General features: G+C 63.1%; 24 protein-coding genes. 9 read left to right on the top strand and 15 right to left on the bottom strand.

All coding sequences use genetic code 11. The features are described 5' to 3' along the window. Positions 1 to 122: 122 nt before the first annotated feature. The 3 genes from nagZ to RTH46_RS11955 are packed head-to-tail and all read right to left on the bottom strand — an operon-like array spanning position 123 to position 2413. Positions 123 to 1121, bottom strand: a complete 999-nt coding sequence (gene nagZ, locus RTH46_RS11965) for a beta-N-acetylhexosaminidase (RefSeq protein WP_316905818.1) — start codon at positions 1119 to 1121, stop codon at positions 123 to 125. Between the two features lie 22 nt (positions 1122 to 1143). Further along, positions 1144 to 1668, bottom strand: a complete 525-nt coding sequence (locus RTH46_RS11960) for a L,D-transpeptidase (RefSeq protein WP_153785126.1) — start codon at positions 1666 to 1668, stop codon at positions 1144 to 1146. A gap of 40 nt (positions 1669 to 1708) precedes the next feature. Continuing rightward, complete coding sequence (locus RTH46_RS11955; protein WP_153785127.1) at positions 1709 to 2413, bottom strand: TetR/AcrR family transcriptional regulator; 705 nt, start codon at positions 2411 to 2413, stop codon at positions 1709 to 1711. Positions 2414 to 2632: 219 nt separating this feature from the next. On the opposite strand from RTH46_RS11955, the gene lexA reads away from it, so the two are divergent. Both lexA and sulA read left to right on the top strand, forming a co-directional pair. Then, a complete protein-coding gene (gene lexA, locus RTH46_RS11950) occupies positions 2633 to 3241 on the top strand; it encodes a transcriptional repressor LexA (protein WP_153785128.1) in 609 nt (202 codons plus the stop codon). Between the two features lie 13 nt (positions 3242 to 3254). Further along, positions 3255 to 3731 (top strand): SOS-induced cell division inhibitor SulA, encoded by a 477-nt coding sequence (gene sulA / locus RTH46_RS11945; protein WP_153785129.1) that lies wholly within the window; start codon positions 3255 to 3257, stop codon positions 3729 to 3731. 51 nt (positions 3732 to 3782) lie between these two features. On the opposite strand, the gene RTH46_RS11940 is transcribed toward sulA, so the two are convergent. The 7 genes from RTH46_RS11940 to RTH46_RS11910 all read right to left on the bottom strand — a co-directional run bounded on the left by RTH46_RS11940 (position 3783) and on the right by RTH46_RS11910 (position 12047). After that, a complete protein-coding gene (locus RTH46_RS11940; RefSeq protein WP_043215749.1) occupies positions 3783 to 4016 on the bottom strand; it encodes a hypothetical protein in 234 nt (77 codons plus the stop codon). Positions 4017 to 4069: 53 nt separating this feature from the next. After that, positions 4070 to 4591, bottom strand: a complete 522-nt coding sequence (locus tag RTH46_RS11935) for a DUF6586 family protein (RefSeq protein WP_153785130.1) — start codon at positions 4589 to 4591, stop codon at positions 4070 to 4072. A 145-nt stretch (positions 4592 to 4736) separates the two neighbouring features. After that, on the bottom strand, positions 4737 to 7346 hold the full coding sequence (topA, locus tag RTH46_RS11930; protein WP_279845347.1) for a type I DNA topoisomerase: 2610 nt from the start codon (positions 7344 to 7346) through the stop codon (positions 4737 to 4739). A gap of 100 nt (positions 7347 to 7446) precedes the next feature. Beyond that, complete coding sequence (locus tag RTH46_RS11925) at positions 7447 to 7698, bottom strand: DUF1653 domain-containing protein (RefSeq protein WP_110993547.1); 252 nt, start codon at positions 7696 to 7698, stop codon at positions 7447 to 7449. Positions 7699 to 7776: 78 nt separating this feature from the next. Continuing rightward, positions 7777 to 8952 carry an acetyl-CoA C-acyltransferase FadA gene (gene fadA, locus RTH46_RS11920; protein WP_110993548.1) on the bottom strand — a complete coding sequence of 392 codons (1176 nt, stop codon included), beginning with the start codon at positions 8950 to 8952 and terminating at the stop codon, positions 7777 to 7779. 31 nt (positions 8953 to 8983) lie between these two features. After that, a complete protein-coding gene (fadB, locus tag RTH46_RS11915) occupies positions 8984 to 11131 on the bottom strand; it encodes a fatty acid oxidation complex subunit alpha FadB (protein WP_316905758.1) in 2148 nt (715 codons plus the stop codon). A gap of 478 nt (positions 11132 to 11609) precedes the next feature. After that, positions 11610 to 12047 carry a hypothetical protein gene (locus tag RTH46_RS11910; RefSeq protein WP_153785133.1) on the bottom strand — a complete coding sequence of 146 codons (438 nt, stop codon included), beginning with the start codon at positions 12045 to 12047 and terminating at the stop codon, positions 11610 to 11612. A gap of 110 nt (positions 12048 to 12157) precedes the next feature. On the opposite strand from RTH46_RS11910, the gene RTH46_RS11905 reads away from it, so the two are divergent. Continuing rightward, entirely contained in the window at positions 12158 to 12601 is a 444-nt protein-coding gene (locus tag RTH46_RS11905; protein ID WP_279845350.1) for a universal stress protein, read from the top strand. Between the two features lie 54 nt (positions 12602 to 12655). On the opposite strand, the gene RTH46_RS11900 is transcribed toward RTH46_RS11905, so the two are convergent. Next, positions 12656 to 14584: an ATP-binding cassette domain-containing protein gene (locus RTH46_RS11900; protein ID WP_153785135.1), complete on the bottom strand. Its 1929-nt coding sequence runs from the start codon at positions 14582 to 14584 to the stop codon at positions 12656 to 12658. A 207-nt stretch (positions 14585 to 14791) separates the two neighbouring features. On the opposite strand from RTH46_RS11900, the gene RTH46_RS11895 reads away from it, so the two are divergent. Next, on the top strand, positions 14792 to 16720 hold the full coding sequence (locus RTH46_RS11895; protein ID WP_153785136.1) for a transglycosylase SLT domain-containing protein: 1929 nt from the start codon (positions 14792 to 14794) through the stop codon (positions 16718 to 16720). 84 nt (positions 16721 to 16804) lie between these two features. Here the strand turns inward: RTH46_RS11895 and RTH46_RS11890 are convergent, their stop codons facing one another. Next, positions 16805 to 17608 (bottom strand): MOSC domain-containing protein, encoded by an 804-nt coding sequence (locus RTH46_RS11890; RefSeq protein WP_153785137.1) that lies wholly within the window; start codon positions 17606 to 17608, stop codon positions 16805 to 16807. Between the two features lie 61 nt (positions 17609 to 17669). Then, positions 17670 to 18605, bottom strand: coding sequence for a chemotaxis protein CheV (locus RTH46_RS11885; protein WP_153785138.1), 936 nt, complete (start codon positions 18603 to 18605; stop codon positions 17670 to 17672). 352 nt (positions 18606 to 18957) lie between these two features. Here RTH46_RS11885 and RTH46_RS11880 point away from each other — a divergent pair, with 352 nt between their 5' ends. The 3 genes from RTH46_RS11880 (at position 18958) to RTH46_RS11870 (ending at position 21365) form a co-directional block, all read left to right on the top strand. After that, a complete protein-coding gene (locus RTH46_RS11880) occupies positions 18958 to 19416 on the top strand; it encodes a histidine kinase (protein WP_316905757.1) in 459 nt (152 codons plus the stop codon). 403 nt (positions 19417 to 19819) lie between these two features. Continuing rightward, positions 19820 to 20716, top strand: coding sequence for a sensor histidine kinase (locus RTH46_RS11875; RefSeq protein WP_153785140.1), 897 nt, complete (start codon positions 19820 to 19822; stop codon positions 20714 to 20716). Beyond that, complete coding sequence (locus RTH46_RS11870; protein ID WP_153785141.1) at positions 20706 to 21365, top strand: response regulator; 660 nt, start codon at positions 20706 to 20708, stop codon at positions 21363 to 21365. Before RTH46_RS11875 ends, RTH46_RS11870 begins: the two co-directional genes overlap by 11 nt. Here RTH46_RS11870 and yegS read toward each other — a convergent pair. Next, a complete protein-coding gene (gene yegS, locus RTH46_RS11865; RefSeq protein WP_316905756.1) occupies positions 21349 to 22242 on the bottom strand; it encodes a lipid kinase YegS in 894 nt (297 codons plus the stop codon). The two genes, RTH46_RS11870 and yegS, sit on opposite strands and share 17 nt — an antisense overlap. 259 nt (positions 22243 to 22501) lie before the next feature. Here yegS and RTH46_RS26290 point away from each other — a divergent pair, with 259 nt between their 5' ends. Further along, positions 22502 to 22705 (top strand): hypothetical protein, encoded by a 204-nt coding sequence (locus RTH46_RS26290; protein ID WP_410478565.1) that lies wholly within the window; start codon positions 22502 to 22504, stop codon positions 22703 to 22705. 64 nt (positions 22706 to 22769) lie between these two features. Beyond that, positions 22770 to 24005 carry a glycosyltransferase family 4 protein gene (locus RTH46_RS11855; protein WP_153785143.1) on the top strand — a complete coding sequence of 412 codons (1236 nt, stop codon included), beginning with the start codon at positions 22770 to 22772 and terminating at the stop codon, positions 24003 to 24005. Here RTH46_RS11855 and glp read toward each other — a convergent pair. Next, positions 23994 to 25181: a gephyrin-like molybdotransferase Glp gene (gene glp / locus RTH46_RS11850; RefSeq protein WP_178125740.1), complete on the bottom strand. Its 1188-nt coding sequence runs from the start codon at positions 25179 to 25181 to the stop codon at positions 23994 to 23996. The two genes, RTH46_RS11855 and glp, sit on opposite strands and share 12 nt — an antisense overlap. Positions 25182 to 25203 lie beyond the last annotated feature (22 nt).

Below are 25203 nucleotides of genomic sequence, written 5' to 3'. Positions count from 1 at the left end.
GGCCCTTCGCGGGGCAAGTCGCATCGGCGCACCGCCGCTCCCACAAGCCCTTGAGCTCGACACTGTCCCCGTGGGAGCGGCGGTGCGCCGATGCGACTTGCCCCGCGATAAGGCCGGCGAGGTCAATCGACCAGTTGTGCCTCTTTCAACGCACCCAGCGCCTCCAGCCAACGCGGCTGCTGGCGGTAATCGGTGCATGCGAAGCCCTGCCCGCGCATGCGCGCGATGCGCGGCGACGGCTTGACCTTCATGCGCTGCGCTGCGCTCAGGGCCAGCTCCGCCGCCGCCCGGTCGTTGCACACCAAGCCCATGTCGCAACCGGCGCTCAAAGCCGCTTCGATACGGCTAGCGGCATCGCCCACCACATGAGCGCCCGCCATCGACAGGTCATCGCTGAAGATCACCCCATCGAAGCCCATCTCGCCACGCAGGATGTCCTGCAACCAGCGGCGCGAGAAGCCAGCCGGCTGGTTGTCTACCTGCGGGTAGATGACGTGGGCCGGCATCACTGCCGCCAACTGGCCGCTGAGGCGGCTGAACGGCACCAGGTCTGCGGCGCGCAGTTGCTCCAGGCTGCGCTCATCGACCGGGATGGCAACGTGGGAGTCGGCCTCGGCCCAGCCGTGCCCGGGGAAGTGCTTGCCGCAGGCAGCCATGCCGGCGGCATTCATGCCACGGATGAAGGCCCCGGCCAATTGCGTGGCACGCTCGGGGTTACCTTCAAAGGCCCGGCTGCCCACTACGGCGCTGCGCTGATGGTCGAGGTCGAGCACCGGCGCGAAGCTCAGGTCCAGGCCAACCGCCAGGACTTCAGTCGCCATCAACCAGCCGCATTGCTCGGCCAGGTACTCGACGTTGTCGTTGTCGGCGATCGCGCGCATGGCCGGCAGGCGCACGAAACCTTGGCGCAGACGCTGCACCCGGCCGCCTTCCTGGTCCACTGCAAGGATGAGTTCGGGGCGCACGGCACGGATCGACGCGCACAGCTCGCGCACCTGGCGCGGGCTGTCGATATTGCGGGCGAAGATGATCAAGCCGGCCACTTCGGGCTGGCGCAGCAGATGGCGGTCTTCGGCGGTCAGCCATTTGCCGGCGATATCTACCATCAGAGAGCCTTGCAGGCTGGCGGTCATAGCGAGTCCTTCATTGAAGATTCAGGGAGGCCCAGTACGGGCAAGCGGCCTCGTCTATCCGTACCGGGCAATGGGCGGGTACGCGATCGAACAAGGCAAGCAAATCGTCGTTGCGCAGGCGTACACAGCCATGGGACAGCGGAGTGCCCATAGGTTCAGTGTCGGGTGTGCCATGCAGGTAGATGTAACGCTGGAAGGTATCGACCGGACCCAGCCGGTTGTAACCCGGTTCGCAGCCGCTGAGCCAGAGGATGCGCGTGAGGATCCAGTCTCGATCGGGAAACTGCGCTTGCAGCGCCGGCGACCAGACTTCACCCGTCCAGCGCCGGCTGCTGAGCACCGCGCCCTCCGGCAAGCCGCTGCCAATCTTGGCGCGCACCTGATGCAGGCCACGCGGCGTGCACCCGGAGCCTCTGCGCTCTCCTGCGCCATTGAGCGCCGTGGAAATCGGCAGGCGCAGTTGCAATACGCCATGGGCGAAGCCATAGAGGCATTGATCAGCGAGGGAAATGTGCAGGAAATCGAGGTCGGGCATGGCGCTAGCTTATCTGAAGCGCCCTGCTCCGCCCAGTGTGTCAGGCCTTGGCCGGGGCGCTGGTTTTGCTGCGTGGGCGCAGCTGTGCGGCAGCCATGGCCTCGTCGGTGACGCCCGTGTCGGCGCGCATGCCGGCTGCCAGGAACGGCACCATCAGGCGCATCACCTGCTCGATCGAGGTATTGATGCCGAAGTCGGTCTCGGCGATGGCGCGCAGGGCCTTGATCCCGGACATGCTGAACGCCGCAGCACCCAGCATGAAATGCACACGCCAGAACAACTCCAGCGGAGGAATGCGCGGGGCCGCCTCGTTGACCAGCAGCATGTAGCGGCGGAACACCTTGCCGTACATGTCTTCCAGGTAGCGCCGCAGGTGCCCCTGGCTCTGGCTGAACGCCAGGCCCAGCAGGCGCATGAAGATGGACAGGTCGTTGTTGCTGCGCGGCTGTACCGCCAGGGCCTGCTCGACCAGCATCTCCAGCAGCTCTTCAAGCGAAGCCTTGTGCTCGGGGCGCGCCTGGTGGCGCTCCAGCTCACGTTCGAGGCTGGCGCAGAACGGCCCGAGGAACCGCGAGAAAACCGCCTGGATCAGGGCCTTCTTCGAACCGAAGTGATAGTTCACCGCCGCCAGGTTGACCCCTGCCTTGCTGGTAATCAGCCGCAATGAGGTTTCCGCGAACCCGCGTTCCGCGAACAGCTGCTCCGCCGCATCGAGGATGCGTTCAACGGTTTCCGATTGGGCCATGACTACTCCGCCTGACAAACAGTTGTTTGAAACATACGTTTCAGGCCTGCTGATGTCAAGGCTCGGTGACCGGGCAGTCGCCATTTAAAAGCGCCAAGGCACAAGCTGCAAGCGCCAAGATGCGCGGGGCTTTTGATCTTTCTTGCTGCTTGCAGCTTGCAGCTGGCAACCCACTGTATATAATCCCAGTCACTGTATAAAAAGACAGAGTCCTCGCCCATGCTGAAACTGACGCCACGCCAAGCCGAGATCCTGGCTTTCATCAAACGCTGCCTCGAAGACAACGGCTTCCCTCCGACCCGCGCCGAGATCGCTCAGGAACTGGGCTTCAAATCGCCCAATGCGGCCGAGGAACATCTCAAGGCACTGGCACGCAAGGGCGCCATCGAGATGACCCCAGGCGCCTCGCGCGGCATCCGCATCCCCGGCCTGGAAGCCAAGGCCGAAGAGAACGGCCTGCCAATCATTGGCCGAGTCGCCGCAGGTGCGCCGATCCTCGCTGAACAGCACATCGAAGATTCCTGCAGCATCAACCCTGCATTCTTCCACCCCCGCGCCGATTACCTGCTGCGCGTGCACGGCATGAGCATGAAGGACATCGGCATCTTCGACGGCGACCTGCTCGCCGTGCATACCACCCGCGAGGCCCGCAACGGCCAGGTGGTGGTCGCGCGCATCGGTGACGAAGTAACCGTCAAACGCTTCCAGCGTGAAGGCAGCAAGGTCTGGCTGATTGCTGAAAACCCGGAATTCGCCCCTATCGAAGTTGACCTGAAAGAACAGGAACTGGTGATTGAGGGCTTGAGCGTCGGCGTCCTGCGCCGCTGATCGAGGAGGCGTCATGCAGCCGTTCACCACTGCACCGCAACAAGTCCAGTTGCCACTGTTCGAGGCATTTTTCGCCAATCCGGTCTTGCCAGGTTTCAAGGCCCGCGAGCAGCCGCGCAAAAGCCACCAGCCCGAGCTGTTCAGCGAACTGGCTCTGCGCGGCGCCCCCGGCCATTGCCAAAGCCTGTTGGCGCCTGTCTTGCGCGAGCTCAGCGAAGAAGACGACAGCCGCTGGCTCACCCTGATCGCCCCGCCCGCCAGCCTCACGCAGGCATGGTTGCGCGATGCCGGCCTCAACCGCGAACGCATCCTGCTGCTTCAGCCAGGCAGCAACCAGAACGCCCTGCAGCTGGCTTGCGAAGCATTGCGCCTGGGCCACAGCCATACCGTCGTCAGCTGGCTGGGTAGCGTGAGCAACAGCGCTCGGCAACAGCTGCTGCGCGCCGCCGCCAGCGGAAAAGCACAAAGCCTGAACATCCGCCTTGGCTGATGTTCAGGCTTTGCCTGTCATCTGTTTGTAGCCGTGAACCTCTAGCGTGGCTCAGTGAAGGACTCGTGGCCCTTCATCACGCTCGAAATCGCCCTCTACCAAGCGACCGGCCATTTGCACACCGACACTGAGCATGGCCTTGGCCACTTCCACATGCTGTCCTTGCAGGAATGCCTTGGCATCCTCGGAGAAATCCAGGGTTACCAGGGAACCTTCATCCTCGGCGCGGCGCAGCTCGATCCGGCCATCAGGCAACTCGACAATTTCTAGAAAGGACGTTGACATACTTGGGGCCTGCTTTTCACGAAAGGCCGATAGTGTATCAGCCATGATTGCTGTCAGCACTCACTCAGCGCGTCGCGGAATCGTCTCACCAAGCCCTTCAAGTTCTTGCGCCACTCTTCAAGCTCTTCTTGCGAGAGCTCTAGCGGCTCGGCCTCATCCAGATTGACCGCCTGGATCAACGGCTGGGTAACGTCGGTTTTCGCGCTTTTCTTCGCGACCGGCGGTCGGAACAAATCGGCATAAGCTGCAAGCAGTCGAGCCAGCCAGGTTTCCGGCTGCCGTGCCAGTTCCAGCATCTCTGCCATCTCCGGAATTGCCACGCTCTGCAGCACCTCATCGTTGAGCAGCAGCTCGGCCCGTGCCGCAGCCGCCTGTGGTAGGCGGTAGTAACCCGCGATCTCGTGGCACAACCCCAGCAACGCGCCATACAGGTGGAACAACGCCGCCTCGCGTTCGGCCTGGACCAAGCCCTGGGCGTTCATGGCACCGCTTGTGGTGGCCTTGGCCATGGACTCCAGCGCAAGGCCGGCAAAGAACAGTTTCTGATTGGTGCGGGTGTAGAGTTCCTGGGCCATTTTCGATGACCTCCCATGGGCAGCAAGGCGATGCTGCAGTGTCGGGGATTGGCAAGCATTACCGCAAGCACAAACGATCGCGGGGCAAGCCCGCCCCCACCAAGCAGTGGGAGCGGGCTTGCCCCGCGATTAGGCTGCGCTCAGATCAGCGCTTGTCTTCGACCTTCCATGCCTTGCCGTCGTAGAACGCCTTCCAGCCAGTCGGCTTACCGTCGACTTCAGACTGAACGTACTGCTCCTTGGTCTTGCGGCTGTAACGGATCACTGCCGGGCGGCCTTCGGGGTCTTTTTGCGGCGCTTCGCAGAGGAAGTGGTATTTCGGATCGATCTCGTGCTTGTGCGGCACGATTTCCAGCACCAGCGGCGCACGGGTTTCGCGGTTCTTGGGGAACTGGCTGGCGGCCAGGAACAGACCCGAGGCACCGTCACGCAGCACGTAGGTGTCGTCGACCTTCTCGCACTTGAGCTCGGGCATGTCCACCTTGTCCATCTTCGGCGGCGCCGCCTCGCCGCTCTTGAGCAGCTTGCGGGTGTTCTTGCACGTTGCGTTGGTGCAACCGAAGAACTTGCCGAAACGGCCGGTCTTGAGCTGCATCTCGCTGCCGCACTTGTCGCATTCCAGGCTCGGCCCTTCGTAACCCTTGATGCGGTAGCTGCCCTCTTCGATCTCGTAGCCGACGCAATCCGGGTTGTTGCCACAGATGTGCAGCTTGCGCTTCTCGTCGAGCAGGTAGGCGTCCATCGCGGTCGAGCAGATAGGGCAGCGATGCTTGCCACGCAATACCAGAGACTCGGACTCACCTTCGTCGTCGGCAGCGATCTCGTCGCCTGGCACCAGGTTCACCGTGGCCTTGCAACGCTCTTTGGGTGGCAGGCTATAGCCCGAGCAACCCAGGAACACGCCGGTGGAAGCGGTACGGATCATCATCGGCCGCCCGCATTCCTTGCACTCGATATTGGTTGGGGTCGGCTGGTTGGCACGCATGCCATGCTCGCTGGACTCGGCGGTCTGCAGCTTCTTGCTGAAGTCACCGTAGAACTCGTCCAGCACGTTCTTCCAGTCACGCTCGCCCTGGGCCACGTCGTCGAGGTTTTCTTCCATGCCTGCGGTGAAGCCGTAGTCCATCAGGTTGGAGAAACTCTCCGACAGGCGCTCAGTGACGATGTCGCCCATCTTCTCGGAGTAGAAGCGGCGGTTGTGCAAGGTCACATAACCGCGATCCTGAATGGTCGAAATGATCGCGGCATAGGTCGATGGTCGGCCGATACCACGCTTTTCCATTTCCTTGACCAGGCTGGCTTCGGTGAAGCGCGCCGGTGGCTTGGTGAAGTGCTGGCTAGGGTCGATCTGGATCAGCTTGAGCGCTTCGCCCTGCGCCATATCTGGCAGCACGTCGTCTTCGCCTGGCTTGCTCTGCTGCGGCAAGACGCGGGTGTAACCGTCAAACTTGAGGATGCGGCCTTTGGCACGCAGCTCGAAATCGCCAGCCGCCACGGTAACGCTGGTGGACAGGTACTGCGCCGGCGGCATCTGGCAGGCCAGGAACTGGCGCCAGATCAGTTCGTACAGGCGCTCGGCATCACGCTCCATGCCGGTGAGCTTGGTCGGGTGGGTGTTGACGTCGGACGGGCGAATCGCCTCGTGCGCTTCCTGGGCCCCTTCCTTGCTGCCGTAGACGATGGGCGCGGCCGGCAGGTACTGCTTGCCGAACTCTTTCTCGATGTAGCTGCGCGCCATTTCCACGGCATCGACCGACAGGTTGGTCGAGTCGGTACGCATGTAAGTGATGTAACCGGCTTCATACAGACGCTGGGCCATCATCATGGTTTTCTTCACCCCATAGCCCAGGCGGTTGCTCGCGGCTTGCTGCAGGGTGGAGGTGATGAACGGTGCCGAGGGCTTGCTGCTGGTCGGCCGGTCTTCGCGCTTGCTGACGCTGTAGCTCGACGCCTTGAGCTTCTCCAGGGCGGCCATGGCCTGGGCTTCGTTGAGCGGCTTGAAGGCTTCGCCCTTCTCGCGCGCCACTTCGAAGCGCACCTTGGCGTTCTTGGCGGTGCCCAGGTCGGCGTGGACTTCCCAGTACTCTTCCGGATTGAAGGCGCGGATCTCGCGCTCACGCTCGACGACCAGCTTCACCGCCACCGACTGCACACGGCCAGCGGACAGGCCACGGGCGATCTTGGCCCACAGCAACGGCGAAACCATGTAACCCACCACGCGATCGAGGAAGCGACGCGCCTGCTGGGCATTGACCCGAGCGATGTCGAGTTCGCCCGGCTGCGAGAACGCTTCCTGGATGGCTTTCTTGGTAATTTCGTTGAACACCACACGCTTGTAGCGGGTGTCATCACCACCGATTGCTTCGCGCAGGTGCCAGGCAATGGCTTCCCCCTCGCGATCCAAGTCGGTTGCGAGATAGATGGTGTCGGCATCCTTGGCCAGGCGGCGCAGCTCTTCGATCACCTTCTCCTTGCCGGGAAGGATCTCGTACTTGGCTTTCCAGCCGGCCTCAGGGTCGACGCCCATGCGCGCCACCAGCGTGCGGCGGGCCTTTTCCTTGGGCGACAGTGCCGGCGCCTCAGCTGCGGCCTTGCCACGCTTGGCCGCCGGCTCCTTGCTCGCACTGGCGGAACCGCTGGTGGGGAGGTCGCGGATATGGCCGATACTCGACTTCACCACGTACTGGTTGCCCAGATACTTGTTGATGGTCTTGGCCTTGGCCGGGGATTCCACAATGACCAGCGATTTGCCCATGGATCGGAGTATTCCTGAATCTGAAGATGAAAAACGCGTCAGGTGCCGGACGCGGCACCGCTATATATAGTGGCAAAACAGTGAGGTCAAGCGCGAACGCTCAGTCGCCGGCCTTGGCCAACAACCCGGACAGCCCTTCTTCGGCCTCGACCAAAGCAAAGCGTGGCACCTGCTCGCCGTCAACCTCGACCGACTCCAGGAACATCGAAAGCGGCCTCACCCACAGGCCGAATTCGCCGTACAGGGCCTGGTAGAACACCACCCACTCCTCGGTCTCGGAGTGGCGCGCAGCGCCGAACACACGATACTCGGGGCCCTTGTAGTGCCGGTACACACCGGGTTGTATCTGCATGTCGCCCTGCCTCTTGAACAAATCCTGTAAAAAACAAAAACCGGGGCACAGGGCCCCGGTTGCTACCTTGCGACGCGATCAGACGCGTTCGAAGACAGTGGTGATGCCTTGACCCAGGCCGACGCACATGGTCGCCACGCCGAGCGTGCCGCCATTCTGCTTCATGACGTTGAGCAGGGTGCCGGAAATTCGCGCACCCGAGCAACCGAACGGGTGGCCCAAAGCGATGGCGCCGCCGTGCAGGTTAACCTTCTCATCCATCTTGTCGAGCACTTTCAGATCTTTCAGCACCGGCAGGGCCTGTGCAGCGAAGGCTTCGTTGAGCTCGATGAAGTCGATGTCAGCCATGCTCAGGCCGGCGCGCTTGAGGGCTTTCTGCGTCGAAGGCACCGGGCCGTAACCCATGATGGCCGGGTCCACGCCCGCCACCGCCATCGAGCGGATCACCGCCAGCGGCTGGATGCCCAGGTCCATGGCGCGCTGGCCGGACATGACGATCATGCACGAAGCGCCGTCGGTGATCTGCGACGAAGTACCGGCGGTAACGGTGCCCCCTTTCGGGTTGAAGGCCGGCTTGAGCGATGCCAGGCCTTCGAGGGTGGTTTCCGGGCGAATGGTCTCGTCGAAGTCGAAGACCTTCAGGAAGCCGTTCTCGTCATAGCCCTGCATCGGGATGATCTCGTCCTTGAACTTGCCTTCCACCGTCGCCTTGTGGGCGAGCTGGTGCGAACGCAGGCCGAACAGGTCCTGCTGCTCGCGGCTGATGCCGTGCATCTTGCCCAGCATCTCGGCGGTCAGGCCCATCATCCCGGAGGCCTTGGCGGCGTGCAGGGACATGTGCGGGTTCGGGTCCACGCCGTGCATCATGCTCACGTGGCCCATGTGCTCGACACCGCCGATGACGAACACGTCACCGTTGCCGGTCATGATCGCCTGGGCGGCGGTATGCAGCGCGCTCATCGACGAGCCGCACAGGCGGCTAACGGTTTGCGCGGCAGAAGTGTGCGGGATCTGGGTCATCAGCGACGCCATGCGCGCGATGTTCCAGCCCTGCTCCAGGGTCTGATTGACGCAGCCCCAGATCACGTCCTCGACTTCTTTCGGATCGACCTTGTCGTTGCGCTCCAGCAGCTTGCTGATCAGGTGCGCGGACATGTCTTCGGCACGGGTGTTGCGGTGCATGCCACCCTTGGAGCGGCCCATCGGCGTGCGACCGAAGTCAACAATCACCACGTCTCTTGGATTCAGGCTCATATCAGTATTCTCGCTCTAGCTCGTTGGGCGCTCAGTTGAAGAAGCGCTGGCCGCTCTTGGCCATTTCGCGCAGCTTCGCAGTGGGGTGGTACAGCGGCCCCAGGTCGGCGTACTTGTCGGCCAGCGCGACGAACTCGGCGACCCCGATCGAATCGATGTAGCGCAGCGCGCCACCGCGGAAGGGAGGGAAACCGATGCCGTAGACCAGGCCCATGTCGGCTTCGGCGGCGGTTTCGACGATGCCGTCTTCCAGGCAGCGCACGGTCTCCAGGCACAGCGGGACCATCATCCAGTTGATGATGTCTTCGTCGGTGACCTCACGCTGTTCGAAGACGATCGGCTTGAGTACGTCGAGCACCTCGGCATCGAAGACTTTCTTCGGCTTGCCGCGCTTGTCGGTCTCGTAGGCGTAGAAGCCCTTGCCGTTCTTCTGGCCCAGGCGGTTGGCCTCGTACAGCGCGTCGACGGCAGAGCGACGATCGTCCTTCATGCGGTCCGGGAAGCCCTCAGCCATCACGTCACGGCCATGGTGGCCGGTGTCGATGCCGACCACGTCCATCAGGTAGGCCGGACCCATCGGCCAGCCGAACTTTTCCATGACCTTGTCGATGCGCACGAAGTCGACACCGGCGCTGACCAGCTTGGCGAAGCCACCGAAGTACGGGAACAGCACGCGGTTGACCAGGAAGCCCGGGCAGTCGTTGACCACGATCGGGTTCTTGCCCATTTTCTTGGCGTAGGCCACGGTGGTGGCAACGGCCACTTCACTGGACTTCTCGCCACGGATGACTTCGACCAGCGGCATCATGTGCACCGGGTTGAAGAAGTGCATGCCGACGAAGTTCTCGGGGCGCTTGAGTGCCTTGGCCAGCAGGTTGATCGAGATGGTCGAGGTGTTGGAGGCCAGAATGGCGTCCTCTTTCACCTGCCCTTCCACCTCGGCCAGGACCGCTTGCTTGACCTTCGGGTTCTCGACCACGGCCTCGACCACGATATCGACGTTGGCGAAATCGCCATACGACAGGGTCGGGCGAATGGCGTTGAGCGCTTCGGCCATCTTCGCAGGGGTCAGGCGGCCTTTCTCGACGCGCTTGCCGAGCAGCTTGGACGCCTCGTTCAGGCCCAGCTGGATGGCTTCCTCGCGGATGTCCTTCATCAGGATCGGCGTGCCCTTGACGGCCGACTGATAGGCGATGCCGCCGCCCATGATGCCGGCGCCGAGCACGGCGGCCTGCTTCACGTCGTGGGCGATCTCGTCATGGGCCTTGGCCTTGCGCTTGAGCTCCTGGTCGTTCAGGAACAGGCCGATCAGGCTCTCGGCAACCGAGGTCTTGGCCAGCTTGGCGAAGCCTGCGGCCTCGACTTCCAGCGCCTTGTCACGGCCGAAGTTGGCGGCCTTCTGGATGCTCTTGATGGCTTCGACCGGCGCCGGGTAGTTCGGGCCGGCCTGGCCTGCTACGAAGCCCTTGGCAGTCTCGAAGGCCATCATCTGTTCGATGGCGTTGAGCTTGAGCTTCTCGAGCTTGGGCTGGCGCTTGGCCTTGTAGTCCAGCTCGCCACTGATGGCGCGCTTGATCAGGTCCAGGGCACCCGCCTGCAGCAGCTCAGGGGTAACCACGGCATCGACGGCGCCGACTTTCAGGGCGTCTTCGGCACGGTTTTCCTTGCCCGAGGCGATCCACTCGATGGCGTTGTCCGAGCCAACCAGGCGCGGCAGGCGCACGGTACCGCCAAAGCCTGGGTAGATGCCCAGCTTGACTTCCGGCAGGCCGATCTTGGCAGTGCTGGACATGATCCGGTAATCGGCGGCCAGGCACATCTCCAGGCCACCGCCCAGGGCGATGCCGTTGATGGCGGCGACCGTCGGCACTTCGAGGTCTTCGAAGGCGTTGAAGATACGGTTGGCTTCCAGGTTGCCGGCAACCAGCTCGGCCTCGGGCAGCTTGAAGTTATCGACAAACTCGGTGATGTCGGCGCCGACGATGAACACGTCCTTGCCACTGCTGACGATCACGCCCTTGACCGAAGCGTCGGCCTTGATGGCGTCGACGGCCTCGCGCAGCTCGTTCAGAGTGAGGCGGTTGAACTTGTTGACGGACTCACCCTTGAGGTCGAACTTCAGTTCGACGATGCCGCTTTCAAGAGCCTTAACCGTGATGGCTTTACCTTCGTAAATCATCAACTGATCTCCACGATATGGAAGCTGAACTGTACACGCCGATCGCTGGCGCAAGAGCCGGTCTGCCGGTGTCTTGCCGCAGGCACACCCGTCGGCGCGCTAATCGGGTTCTGTAAGAGCGATCTGACATACAAACGCTCAATTCATACGCCCGTTTGATTTGGGTGTGCACACATTCTCCGAAAAGATCGGCGTTGTCAAATGCTCTCAAGCACCTTGAAAACGCGACTTTCCAGTCATTTTGTACGCTGCAGGCATGAAGCATGATGACAGTGATCGCCGACCATTCATGTCAGCGATAAACCATGGGCAAGCGCTGACGGCCGCATTTTGTTAAACACGCTCGCCAACACTGGCTACACTGGCAGGTGTTCAACGTGTTCCCGGCCTGCCTGGCCTTTTCTGCGCAGCAGAACGCAAAGCGGCGCGCAGGAGCCTTTCGGTTCCTGCGCGCCGCTTTGTCGTTGTGCAATGGAAGTCAGGCGAGGGTTTCAAGCGTCGCGGCAATATCCTGCAAAACAGATTCATCGCCGCGCTCCCCCCAGAACAGGGCGATCATCCGGGTATCGGCCTCGGCCTTGTAGACGCTCTCGGGCAAGCGCCCAAAGGCCTCGAGCAACCGCGGATCCTCGCAGGGTTCGCGGTAGCGGTCCCACCACACACCCGGGCTGACCTGCCAGTAGCACCAGCTGTCATCACGCCCCTTGCGCCGTGCCCGGTGGTACTGCGGGCAAGGGCTGGGCGGCTGTTTTTCCAACCAGTGCGGCCAGTCCTGCGGCGCCAGGTGCATGGCCAGGCCCATGCGCCGCCCCTCCAGGCGCAGATTCATCTGCCGGCTCTGCTTGCGCGAGGGGCGCAACCAGGCGAGCGGGCTGAGAATCAGTGCAAGGATTGACACCACCAGCCATACCGTCATATCTGTAGACCTTATAAAGCGTTGCAAATGAGCGGGTTACTCATGCTTCACGGACGACCCGCGCGAAAGCGACCATACTTCTTCTATCGCGATTGTCAGGAGTACAGCTCATGTCCTACGAACATCTTCTGGTCGCCGTCGACCTGACCGAAGAATGCGACCCGGTGATCAAGCGCGCCAAAGCGATCGCCCTGGGCAGCGGCGCGAAGGTCTCCCTGGTGCATATCGTCGAGCCCATGGCCATGGCCTTTGGCGGTGACGTGCCGATGGACCTCTCGCAGCTGCAGCAGCAACAGTTCGATCAGGCCAAGGAACGCATGGACCGCCTGTTCAACAAGTACCCGGACATCAACCGCGGCGATTCACACCTGGTTTATGGCCAGCCGCGCCAGGAAATTCACCAATTGGCGAAAGACCAGAAGTGCGACTTGATCGTGGTCGGCAGCCATGGCCGGCATGGCCTGGCACTGCTGCTGGGCAGCACCGCCAACGATGTGCTGCATGGCGCGCCGTGCGACGTATTGGCAGTACGCCTGCTGAAAAAAACCGAGTGATGCCTTGATCGCGGGGCAAGTCGGAGCGGCGATCCGACTTGCCCCGCGATGATGTCAGCCTTCCAGCTCAGCCCAGCGCTCTACCAGCGCATCCAGCTCACCCTGCAGCTTCTCGATCTTGGCCAGCACCGCCGAAGTCTCGGCAATCGGCCGCTGATAGAAGCCCGCAGCGTTCACTTCTTCCTGCGCCTGGGCCATGCGCTGCTCCACCTCGTCGATTTGCCCTGGCAGCATCTCCAGCTCACGCTGCAGCTTGTAGCTGAGTTTTTTCTTCGACGCGTCGGGGGCCGCAGCAACCGGTGCGGGGGCCACCGGCTCCGCCACCTTCTCGACCACCGCACTGTTGAGCTCGGACTTGCCACCCTTGCTTTCGGTCACGCCCAGCAGCTTCGGCGAACCACCCTGGCGAATCCAGTCTTCGTAGCCGCCCACGTACTCGCGCACGCGCCCTTCACCTTCGAACACCAGGGTGCTGGTGACCACGTTATCGAGGAAAGCCCGGTCGTGGCTGACCATCAGTACCGTGCCTTTGTAGTTCGACAGCACCTCTTCGAGCAGCTCGAGGGTTTCCACGTCCAGGTCGTTGGTCGGTTCGTCCAGCACCAGCAGGTTGGCTGGCTTGCTGAACAGCTTGGCCAGCAGCAGGCGGGCACGCTCACCACCGGACAAGGCCTTGACCGGGGTACGGGCACGCTGGGGGCTGAACAGGAAATCGCCGAGGTAGCTCAGCACATGACGGCTCTGGCCATCGATTTCGATGAAGTCGCGGCCTTCGGCCAGGTTATCGATAACGGTCTTCTCCAGATCCAGCTGGTGACGCATCTGGTCGAAGTAGGCCACTTCCAGCTTGGTGCCGATCTCGACCTTGCCCGCTGTCGGCTGCAGATCACCCAACATCAGCTTGAGCAACGTGGTCTTGCCCGTGCCGTTGGCGCCGAGCAGGCCGATACGGTCCTGGCGCTGCAGCACCATGGAGAAGTCCTTGACCAGCTTCGGCCCGCCCTGGTGCGCGAAGCTGACGTCTTCGAGCAACATCACTTGCTTGCCGGACTTGTCCGCCACTTCGATCTGGATGTTCGCCTTGCCCTGACGCTCGCGGCGCTCGCCACGCTCCACACGCAGCGCCTTGAGTGCGCGCACGCGGCCTTCGTTACGGGTACGCCGGGCCTTGATGCCCTGGCGGATCCACACCTCTTCCTGGGCCAGGCGCTTGTCGAACAGCGCGTTGGCGGTCGCCTCGGCAGCCAGTTCGGCCTCCTTGTGCACCAGGAAGCTGGCGTAGTCGCCGTTCCAGTCGATCAGGCCGCCACGATCCAGCTCCAGGATGCGCGTCGCCAGGTTCTGCAGGAATGAACGGTCGTGGGTGATGAACAGCACCGCACCGTTGAAGCTGTTCAAGGCCTCTTCCAGCCAGGCGATGGCGCCGATGTCCAGGTGGTTGGTGGGCTCGTCGAGCAGCAGCAGGTCCGGTTCGGACACCAGCGCCTGGGCCAGCAGCACACGGCGGCGCCAGCCACCGGACAACTCGGCCAGGGTTTTGTCGGCCGGCAGTTGCAGGCGGCTGAGGGTGCTTTCGACCACCTGCTGCAGGCGCCAGCCATCACGCGCTTCCAGCTCGTGCTGAACGTGCATCAGCTTGTCCAGGTCTTCGGCAGTGTGGATGTTCAGGCTCAAGTGGTGGTACTCGGCCAGCAGCTCACCCACGCCATCCAGGCCAGCGGCCACCACGTCGAACACCGTGCGCTCGTCGGCCACCGGCAGTTCCTGCGGCAGTTCACCGATCTTGAGGCCCGGGGCACGCCAGATATCACCATCGTCGGCCTTCTGCTCGCCCTTGATCAGGCGCAGCATGCTCGACTTGCCTGTACCGTTGCGGCCGATGATGCACACCCGCTCACCACGGGCGATCTGCCAGGAAACCTTGTCCAGCAACGGCATGGCGCCGAATGCGAGGGACACATCGCTGAATTTGAGCAGGGTCATGATCATCTCCAAAAACCGGGCGCGCATTCTACCCGACTTGCCTGCGCACGGCATTAAAACCGCGTTGCCAGCAGCATCGCGTCGGATAACAACTCGATACAAGCACAGTGCTTTCACCGGCCCACGGCAAACGGCTAAGCTAGGCAGTAATACCCAACAGTGCTGGCTCCGCCGTCACTCTCTATGGTTCAACTGCCCGGACGTATCATGCGCAGCCGCCTGTTACAAATTGCTTCCTGCCTATTGCTCACCGCAACCGCTGCGAGTGCCGCACAGGCCGCCGACCTCACCCAGCAGCGCCAGTACTACGACGAAGCCAAGCGCGCCCTGGCCAAAGGCGACAAGGGCCCCTACCTGCGCTACGCGCAAGCCCTGCGCGACTACCCGCTGACGCCCTACCTGACCTATGACGAGCTCACTGCCCGGCTCAAAAGCGCCAGCAACGAGGAAATCGAAGGTTTCCTCGCAGCCCACGGCGACCTGCCCCAGGCCAACTGGATGAAACTGCGCTGGTTGCGCTGGCTGGCCGAACGCGGCGAATGGAACACCTTCGTCAAATACTACGACCCCAAGCTCAACTTCACCGAGCTGGACTGCCTCAACGGCCAGTACCAGCTGAGCCACGGCCAGCGCGCCCAGGGCTTCGCTACGGCAGACAAGCTATGGAACGTCGGCAAATCGCAACCGGAGGCCTGCGACACGCTGTTCGCCATGTGGGCGGCCGAAGGGCAACTGACCGAGGCCAAACGCTGGCAGCGCGCCAAACTGGCGGCTCAGGCGCGCAACTATGGGCTGGCCAACAACCTGGTGAAAACTCTCACCACCCTGGCGCCCCAGGGCAAGCTGCTGATCGATGTGGCGCAGAAGCCCGAACTGCTCAACCAGCCTTCGCGCTTCACCCCGGTCAACGAAGCCATGTCCGACGTGGTCAGCCTCGGCCTGCGCCGCCTGGCACGCCAGGATCCTGAGCAAGCCATGGCGCTGCTCGATGACTACGCCCAGCGCATGCACTTCTCCCGCGACGAAAAGGTCGCCATCGCCCGCGAAATCGGCCTCACGCTTGCACGTCGCTATGACCCGCGCGCGCTGGACCTCATGACCCGTTACGACCCCGAACTGCGCGACAACACCGTCAGCGAGTGGCGCATGCGTCTGCTGCTGCGCCTGGGCCGCTGGGAAGATGCCTATGAGCTGAGCAAACGCCTGCCGCAGGACCTGGCCAGCAGCAACCGCTGGAAGTACTGGCAAGCCCGCAGCCTGGAACTGGCGCAACCCAACAACCCGCAGATCCCGCTGCTGTACAAGACCGTGGCCCGCGAGCGTGACTTCTATGGCTTCCTCGCCGCCGACCGGGCACAGACCGCCTACCAGTTGAACAACAAGCCATTGCTGCTCAGCCAGCAGGTGATCAACAAGGTACGCAATACCCCCGGCGTGCGCCGTGCCCTGGAGTTCCATGCCCGCGGCCAGATCGTCGAAGGCCGGCGCGAGTGGTACCACGTCAGCCGCCACTTCAGCCGTGACGAAATGGTCGCCCAGGCGCGCCTCGCCTATGACATGCGCTGGTACTTCCCGGCCATTCGCACCATCAGCCAGGCTCAGTACTGGGACGACCTGGACATCCGCTTCCCCATGGCCCACCGCGACACCCTGGTACGCGAAGCCAAGGTGCGCGGCCTGCACTCGAGCTGGGTGTTCGCCATCACCCGCCAGGAAAGCGCATTCATGGAAGATGCTCGTTCCAGCGTTGGCGCCAGCGGCCTGATGCAACTGATGCCCGCCACCGCCAAGGAGACCGCGCGCAAGTTCAGCATCCCGCTGGCCTCCCCGGCCCAGGTGCTCAACCCGGACAAGAACATCCAGCTCGGCGCCGCCTACCTGAGCCAGGTCCACAGCCAGTTCAACGGCAACCGCGTGCTGGCCTCGGCCGCCTACAACGCCGGCCCCGGCCGCGTACGGCAATGGCTCAAGGGTGCCAAGCACCTGAGCTTCGACGTGTGGGTCGAGTCGATTCCGTTCGACGAGACACGCCAGTACGTACAGAACGTACTGTCGTATTCGGTGATCTACGGGCAAAAGCTCAATTCGCCGCAACCGCTGGTGGATTGGCATGAGCGGTATTTCGACGATATGTGATCGGAGCTCTGTCGCGGGGCAAGCCCGCTCCCCCGCCACCACATGTATCTTGTGGCGTGGGAGCGGGCTTGCCCCGCGATGAAACTATTCGAGAACCTCGACGCTCATCCCCACCTTCAGCTCCCCCGCGCCATCCACCGCCATGTTCTGGCCGAACAGCACATCCCCTTCTTTCTCACGGAACGTCTTGAGCGTGGTCAGCGGTTCACGGTCAGGGCTGCGCTCGCCCGTGGCGGGGTCGAGTGTGGTGAGGATGCAACGCACGCTGGGCTTGAGCACTCGAAAGGTCATGTCGCCAATACGGATGCGCTTCCAGCGGTCTTCGGCAAATGCCTCGGCGCCCTCGACCACCAGGTTCGGGCGAAAACGCAGCATCTCCATGGGGCGCCCGACGCGTGCGCTCAGCTCGTCCAGGGAAGCCTGGCCGATCAGTAACAACGGAAAACCATCAGGGAACGCGGCGCGGTCGCTGTTCAGGCCATAACCGCTGGGCAGGTACCTCGCCCGCTGATCAGGGCAATGCACCAGCCGCACCGGCTTGCCCAACAGCTCGCTGAGCCACGCCGCTGCCGCATCCCCCGCATCGGGCACGCGCAGGGTGTCACGCCAGATGGTGACACCACGCAACTCATCGTCTGCAGGTGGCACTGGCACATCCAATGCAGCCCGTCCGGGCGCGGTGAGCAGCAATTGGCCATTCGCGCCGTAGTCGGCAGTGATCTGCCCGAGCGCGGGCCACGCCCGCTGCGTGAGGAAACGACCGTTCTCGGCCTCCACCACCAGCCAGCGCCGATCACCGTCCAGGCCCAGGTAATCGACCGGCGAGCGCTGCAGGCTCTGCGCCTGCGTCGACTTCACCGGATAGCGATACAACGCACTCAGAATCATCCCTGCCTCACCCTGTGCCAGTAAAAGCCCAAGCTTATACCGGACACAGGTGCAGCAGGTATCAGGCCGAAGCGGTATCCAGGCTCAGGCGCTGACGCACCACATCCACCAGGCGGTCAGGCTGGAACTTGGAGAGGAAGTTGTCGCAACCGACCTTCTTCACCATCGACTCGTTGAAGCTGCCCGACAGCGAGGTGTGCAGCACCACGTACAAGCTCCTCAGGCGTGGATCGTTGCGAATCTCGGTGGTCAGTCGGTAGCCGTCCATCTCGGGCATTTCCGCATCGGTGAAGATCATCAGCAGCTTCTCGCAGACATCCTCCCCGGCATCGGCCCAACCCTTGAGCAGGCGCAGCGCCTTAAGGCCATCACTGGCCACGTGCAGCTTCACGCCCAACTGGGACAAGGTATCGCGCAACTGCGCCAGGGCCACGGTGGAGTCATCCACCAGCAGCACTTCACGACCACGGGCACGAGCCAGCACCGGGTCTTCGAGTTTGTCGCGGGACACTTTGGCGCTATAGGGCACGATCTCGGCCAGCACCTTTTCCACGTCGATGATTTCCACCAACTGCTCTTCGACCTTGGTGATCGCCGTCAGGTAGTGCTGGCGGCCAGCGCTGGTCGGCGGCGGCATGATCGCCTCCCAGTTCATGTTGACGATGCGGTCGACCCCGCCCACCAGGAAGGCCTGCACCGAACGGTTGTACTCGGTGACGATGATGGTGCTGCCCGGCCCCGGCTGCAGTGGCCGCATGCCGATGGCCTGGGACAGGTCGATCACCGGCAGCGTCTGCCCACGCAGGTTGACCACGCCACAGACGAATGAATGGCGCTGCGGCATCAGCGTCAACTTGGGCAGTTGCAGCACTTCCTGCACCTTGAACACGTTGATGGCGAACAGTTGCCGGCCAGCCAGACGGAACATGAGAATTTCCAGGCGGTTCTCACCCACCAGTTGCGTACGTTGGTCTACCGTGTCGAGAATGCCGGCCATTTGAACAACCCCCTGGCTTGTGTCGGGAAAAGTGATTGCATTCGCCCTGTATCGGCGGGTTGCCGCGTAGCTTGACCCCAAGCGGAAAAAGCTGCGAACAACGATTGATATCACTTTACCATCATGCTTTACTGCCGCCACGCCCCACTGCAAGACAACCCCGCAACGAAGCATTCGCCCATATCTTCATCAGGGAAACCCCTACCCGCAATCGGGTGCAACCTGATGTTCGCAATATCCTTTAGCCATTAATGTGACGCCATTCTCAATGCATGAATGGAGTCAGGCTTTTGCTCGCGATCGTCCAGGTATGGCCCACCCCTGCTCTAGCCCTGCACGCTGGAGTGACCTGATGGATAACGCACCGCTGCCCAGCAGCGTCCTGCAGGGCTTCCTGCTGGATGCGCAAACCCTGCTGAGCAAGGCACAGGAATGCCTGCAGCACCTCGAATTGATCGGCAACGACCCCGACGCCTGCCACTGCCTTGACGAAAGCCTTGACCTGCTGGCACTGCGCGCCGACACCCTTGGCCTGCTTGAAGTGGCGCACTACACCCGCACCCTGCAACAGCTGCTCGCCCCTGCCTGCCGGCAGCGACACCTGCAGGGCAAGTCATTGCCGGCACTGGCAGCGTGCCTGACCCTGCTGGCGTGGCAATTGGAGCTGGTCGACCCGCTCACCGGCCGCCTGGGCCTGGACAGCGAAGAACAACATCTGCTGCTGAACGAACTGGCCAGTGCACTTGGGCAACCGTGCGTGCCCGGCCTGGGCAGCGACGCCAACTGCACGTCGGCGCATGCCGACCTGTAATGTTAAAACCGCCACGACCGACAACTAACAGGCTGCTCTTGCGTTGCAACTAAGCGAGACCATCGTCCAACTTGCAAAGTTGCACAAGTTGCCCAGAATCTGCACGTCAGGGTTTACCTTAGTTGCACTTACCCCCTCGCCCTCGCACAGCGGCTGCGGCACTGTGCCAGCCTGCGGATTGCACGGATACTTCGCAATAGCCAGTGAATTCTGAGCTTTCAAGCAGTTGCACCCCCGCGACCAAAGCAAACCGAAGTGTTAACATGCGTGCATTCGAACGCGTGCTCCGTCGATACCGGGCATTTGCATTCGAGCCCGATGCTTACTTGAAAACGGGACGCCAAACCTCTGGCCAAACCTGTGTAACGCCTCCAACAGCAATAATTTATTGGCATCCCTCCCTATGTTCCCAGGCTTGACGTTTTTCCAGCGCTGCCGCTCTAGCATCGCCCTGCTGCGTTGGGCAACCGCGCTGTTGTGCCTGGCCTCACTGGCAGCCAACCTGCTTTTCTACTGGCAAGCGCAACCATTGCCCGGCAGCCTGCTGCTAGTACAGGTACTGGCGATGCTCGGCGTTGCCTGGCAATTGCGCCACGGCGCGCATTCGATCAGCTTGCGCCCGGCGGAGCTTGCCGACCGCATGCTCAAAGTGCAGGAGAGCGAGCGCCAGCACCTGAGCCGAGAACTGCACGACGATATCGGCCAGTTGTTGACCGCTGCCAAGCTGCAGCTCGACTGGCTGCAACGCCGGATCCCCGAGCAGTTGCAGGCCCAGTGCACGACCCTGCGCAGTACCCTGGACCATACCTTGAGCAACGTTCGCGACCTGTCCGCCCTCCTCAACCCGCGGCAACTGGCTAGCCTGGGGCTTGAGGCCAGCCTGCGCGCGCACCTGCAGAGCACCTTGCACAGCAGCGACCTGCACTGGAGCCTGGACTGCCACCAGCGCCTGGGCGGCATCAGCGAGGAGGTCTCCATGGCGGCATTCCGCATCACCCAGGAAGCGGTCACCAACGTGCTGCGCCATGCCAACGCCCGCAACCTGCTGATTCGCCTGCAACGCACACCGCCAGGCCTTGCCCTGTCGATTCAGGACGATGGCTGCGGCTTCGTGCCCGCCCAATACCCGGCCGAGGCTGGCCAACGCGGCATGGCTGGCATGCAGGAGCGGGCCACCGCCCTGCAAGGCAGCCTGACCGTCAACAGCCAGCCAGGCCAAGGCTGCCAGATCGACGCCCTGTTCCCGTGGCCGCCACGCAGCCAGGAACGAGCCAGGACCTCCCCCCATCATGACGTGTAGATTGCTGCTGGTAGACGACCATTCGCTGATTCGCGCCGGTGTGCGCGCCCTGGTATCGGACCTGCCCGACTACCTGGTGGTCGGCGAAGTCGAGGATGGCGGCCAGTTGCTGGAGCAGGTCCAGCGACTGGCGCCGGACATTGTCCTGCTGGACATATCCATGCGCTCGACCAGCGGTCTGGACGCGCTTGCGCAGCTACGCGCAAACGGTTGCGATTGCAAGGTACTGATGCTGTCCATGCACACCGACCCCGACCTGATCATGCGCGCCCTTGAAAGCGGCGCCCATGGCTACCTGCTCAAGGACACCAGCGCCACCGAGCTGGAACAGGCCCTCGCCGCACTGCGCAACAACGAGCGTTATCTGAGCCCGGCCATCGCCCATACCGTGATCAACCAGGCGCTGCTGCGCGCTCAGAGCGGCAAGCCACCCAGCGAAGAGCGCCACAACCTGACCGCTCGCCAGCTGGAGATCCTGCGCCTGATCGTGCGCGGCAAATCTACCCGCGAGATCGCCAATGGCCTGGGGTTGTCGATCAAGACCGTGGAAACCCACCGTTCGCAAATCATGAAACGTCTGCAGATCTACGACGTGGCAGGCCTGGTGCTGTTCGCCGTGCGCGAAAAGATCATCAGCCTGGACGACTGAGCAACGGCGAATCCGCCGGCAGATGCAGGCGCAGTGCCCGGGGCACGGCCTCGAAACGCAGGCTGTCGGCCTGCAGCGGCTCGCCGTCGAGATTGATGTCCAGGCCTTGTGCACACTTGATCTCCACCCATGGCAGCCGCGCCCGCACGAACAGTTCCTCCCCCGCCAGCAGACCACGCAAAGCCCCCACCATTTCCTGCGGCGCCGGCAGGATACCGATGTCCAGCAGGCCATCGTCAGCCTTGGCGTCCGGGCAGAGCACATGCCCGCCACCAGCCTGGCGCCCGTTGCCGATGCCCAGCGCCAGCAGCTCGCCCTGCCACTCGAAACCCGGCCCGTGCAAGCTGACCGAGGCGGCCTGCAACTCACTGAAGCGCGACAGGCCGGTGAACAGGTAGGCCGCCGCCCCCAGCACTTTCTTGAGGTCCTCCGAGGTATTGGCGGTGACCTGGCTGCCAAAGCCGCCGGTCGCCATGTTGAGGAACAACTGGTCGCCCACCTGACCCAAATCAATCGACTGCGCCGGCGCGTCCAGCAGCGCAAGTGCCGCCGCCGGCTCCAGCGGCACGCCGGCGGCCCTGGCGAAGTCATTGGCCGTACCAAGGGGTAGCAACGCCAGGTTTGGCCGAGTGTCGGCGGCTCCCTGCGCCACAGCCTCGGCCACGTCACGCAAGGTGCCATCACCCCCCCCTGCCACCACCAGCGGATAGCCAGCAGCCTGCGCCTCCTCGACCAGGCGCCGGGCGTCGCCGGCCTCCCAGGTGAGGCGCACGTCAAGTTGCCAGCCGCGCTCACGCAGTTGGCCCACGGCCTCGCGCACCTCGTCGTTGGTCGCCTGCTTGCCATGCAGGATCAGCAATGCCTTGCGCTCGTTCATCGTTGTTCTCCATGGAAAAGCCCTACCGCAATCTCGACCACCATCAACCTGAGATTGCTCCCTGAGTTAAGCGATTAAAGCTGACTTCACACAATTGACATTGAAAGCCCAAGCATACGGGCGCATGATTCGACAAATATTTGGCCATCAATGACAACACAAACAACGAAAGTCATTTTATTGACTTTTTGCCGCCAGATGCCTGACAGGTCGTGATTTCCGTTCGCTGCGCTGCCACACAGCGCCCTGAGTAGAGGCTATGACTATGTGCGTTCTGACCCCTTTTATCGTCGCTGGCGGTGCTGGCACACGATTGTGGTCGGCTTCCCGTGAAGCCATGCCCAAACCCGGCGTCTTCAACCTGGTGATGTTCGAAGTGCAGAGCGGCGAGCACCTGGGCGAGGACGGCATCGTACGCTTTACTGATATCTATGGACGCGCCCCGGCAGTCGCCATCGGTTGACTGCCAGCGGGCGCGTCTTGGCTTCCAGGGCCGATAACCGGCCACGCAACGAGGAATCCGGCTCATGCGCATACTCTGGACCCTGCCCTACCTGCCCTGGCCAACCACCAGCGGCAGCAAGACCCGGCAATATCACCTGCTGCGCCAACTGGCGCAGCGTGGTCACCGGATCACCTTGCTGGTGCAGTCCAAGGTGCCGCTGGGCGATGCCGCGCGCGAGGCCCTGGAGCCCTTGCTCGAACGCCTGATCGTGCTGCCCCGGCGCCCGCTGCACAGCCCACTGAACCTGCTGGCCTCACCGATCATCGACTACCCCATGCGAGCGATCGTCAATGGCCTGGCACCGTGCCTGCGGCATCGCTTCGAGCAGTTGCTGGACGAACCCTGGGATGTCATCCAGGTCGAGCACAGCTACGGTTTCCAGCCCTTCGAAAAGGCCCTGCAGGCCCGTGGCCTGCCCTTCATGCTCAGCGAACATTTCCTTGAATCGGTGATGGGCGGCGCCTGCCACGACCGCCTGCCGCTGTGGCTGCGCCCCTTCAATGCCTTCGACCGCTGGCGCTATCGCCGCTGGGAGCAGCGCGTGCTGCGTCAACCCAGCGAAGTGGTGGCGGTCAGTAACCACGATGCCGAACTGATCGAGCAGATCAGCGGGCGAGCGGTCAACGTGGTGGTCAATGGTGTCGATTGCGACTACTTCGAAGCTGTCCGGCCGTGCCCCCACAGTCAGCGCCTGCTATTCGTCGGCAACTTCGAGTACGGGGCGAACCTCGAGGCCATCGAGTGGGCCCTGGAAGAAATCCTGCCACAGGTGTGGATGAGCAATCCGGCCGTACGCCTGGCCATTGCCGGGCATGCGCTGCCGGCCAGCTGGAAACTGCATTGGAACGACCCGCGCATCGAGTGGGTCGGCTACCGCCCCGACCTGCGCGAAGTGCAACGGCGCTCGGCGCTGTTCTTCGCACCGCTGCGCTATGCCGGCGGCTCAAAGGTGAAAATCCTCGAAGCGATGGCCGCGGGCCTGCCGGTGATCAGCACCGGCAAGGGCGTTTCGGGGCTGGCGGCCAACAATGGCGAGCACTATCTGGGCAGCGACGACAGCGGCCAGTTGGCCTTGTTGATCACCCAACTGCTCAACCAACCCTGGCGCATGGCCCAACTGGGTGAAGCCGGCCGCCAGTTCGCCCGCCAGCGCCACGACTGGAGTGTCGCGGCGCAACAGCTGGAAAGCGTGCACATTCGCCTGACCCAGCTGGCCCCTGCGGGCGCATCGCCCAGCGGTGAAGTGCTAGCCGAGTAGCTCACTGAAGGGAATGAACGGCACCAGCTCGCCTTGGCGCGGCGTGCTGCCCTCACGCACCTCCACCACCCCTTCGGCCCAGGCAGCGCTGCGCAGCACCCCGGAGCTCTGGTTCTTGTAGATGCGTACCTGGCCGTCTTCGATGCGCGCCCTCAGGTATTCCCGACGATTGCCCGGCTTGGGCCAGTCGAAACCCGCTGGCACGCTGAAGCGCAGCGGTGCGACATCGGCCACGCCCTGACGGCGCAGCAGGTACGGACGGGCCAGCAGGCCGAACGTGACCAGGGTCGAAGCGGGATTGCCCGGCAGGCCGATCACCGGTACGCCCTGGTAGTGACCGAAGGTCAGGGGCTTGCCCGGCTTGATCGCCAGCTTCCACAACACCAGCTCACCGGCTTCGCGCAGGGCCAGGCCAAGGTAGTCGGCCTCACCCACCGACACGCCGCCGGTGGACAGGATCAGGTCGACATTGCCCAGACCGGCCAGGCATTGGCGGGTGCGCTCAAGGTCGTCAGCCAGAATGCCGGCATCCACCACTTCACAACCCAGGCGCTGCAACCAGCTGACCAGCAAGCGCCGATTGCTGTTGTAGATCTGCCCCGGGCCCAGCGGCAAGCCGGGCTCGACCAGTTCGTCGCCGGTGGACAGCACCGCCACCCTGGGCCGGCGCACCACGTCGAGGCGAGCAAAACCCAGGGTCGCCGCCAGGCCCAACTGGATCGGCCCCAGACGTGTGCCGGCGCTCATCACCGGCTCGCCGACACGGGTCTCCTGGCCTTTGGGGCGCACGTTCTGGTCGATGGCCAGCGGTTCGAGGAAGCGCACCCGGCCATCCTCCAGCACTTCGGCGTTTTCCTGCATCTCGACGCAATCGGCCCCTTCAGGCAATGGCGCACCGGTGAAGATCCGCGCACAGGTGCCTGGCTGCAGGGGCTGCGGTGCGTGGCCAGCGAAAATGCGCTGGCTCACTGGCAGCGCCTCACCCTGCCAATCGGCCAGGCGCAGCGCATAGCCATCCATGGCACTGTTGGGCCAGGGCGGCAGGTCGAGCTGGGCTACCAGCTCACGCGCCAGCACGCGGCCTTCGGCCTCGGCCAGCGCCACTTCTTCGGTGTCACCGATCGGCGCGGCCTCGGCCAGCGCCAGCAGGCGTTCGAGGGCTTCTTCCACCGGCATCAACGGCCGGACGGGCGCAGCC

This window comes from Pseudomonas sp. zfem004, from assembly GCF_032621715.1.
Lineage (GTDB): Bacteria > Pseudomonadota > Gammaproteobacteria > Pseudomonadales > Pseudomonadaceae > Aquipseudomonas > Aquipseudomonas sichuanensis.
This window is presented reverse-complemented; position numbering and strand designations above follow the sequence as displayed.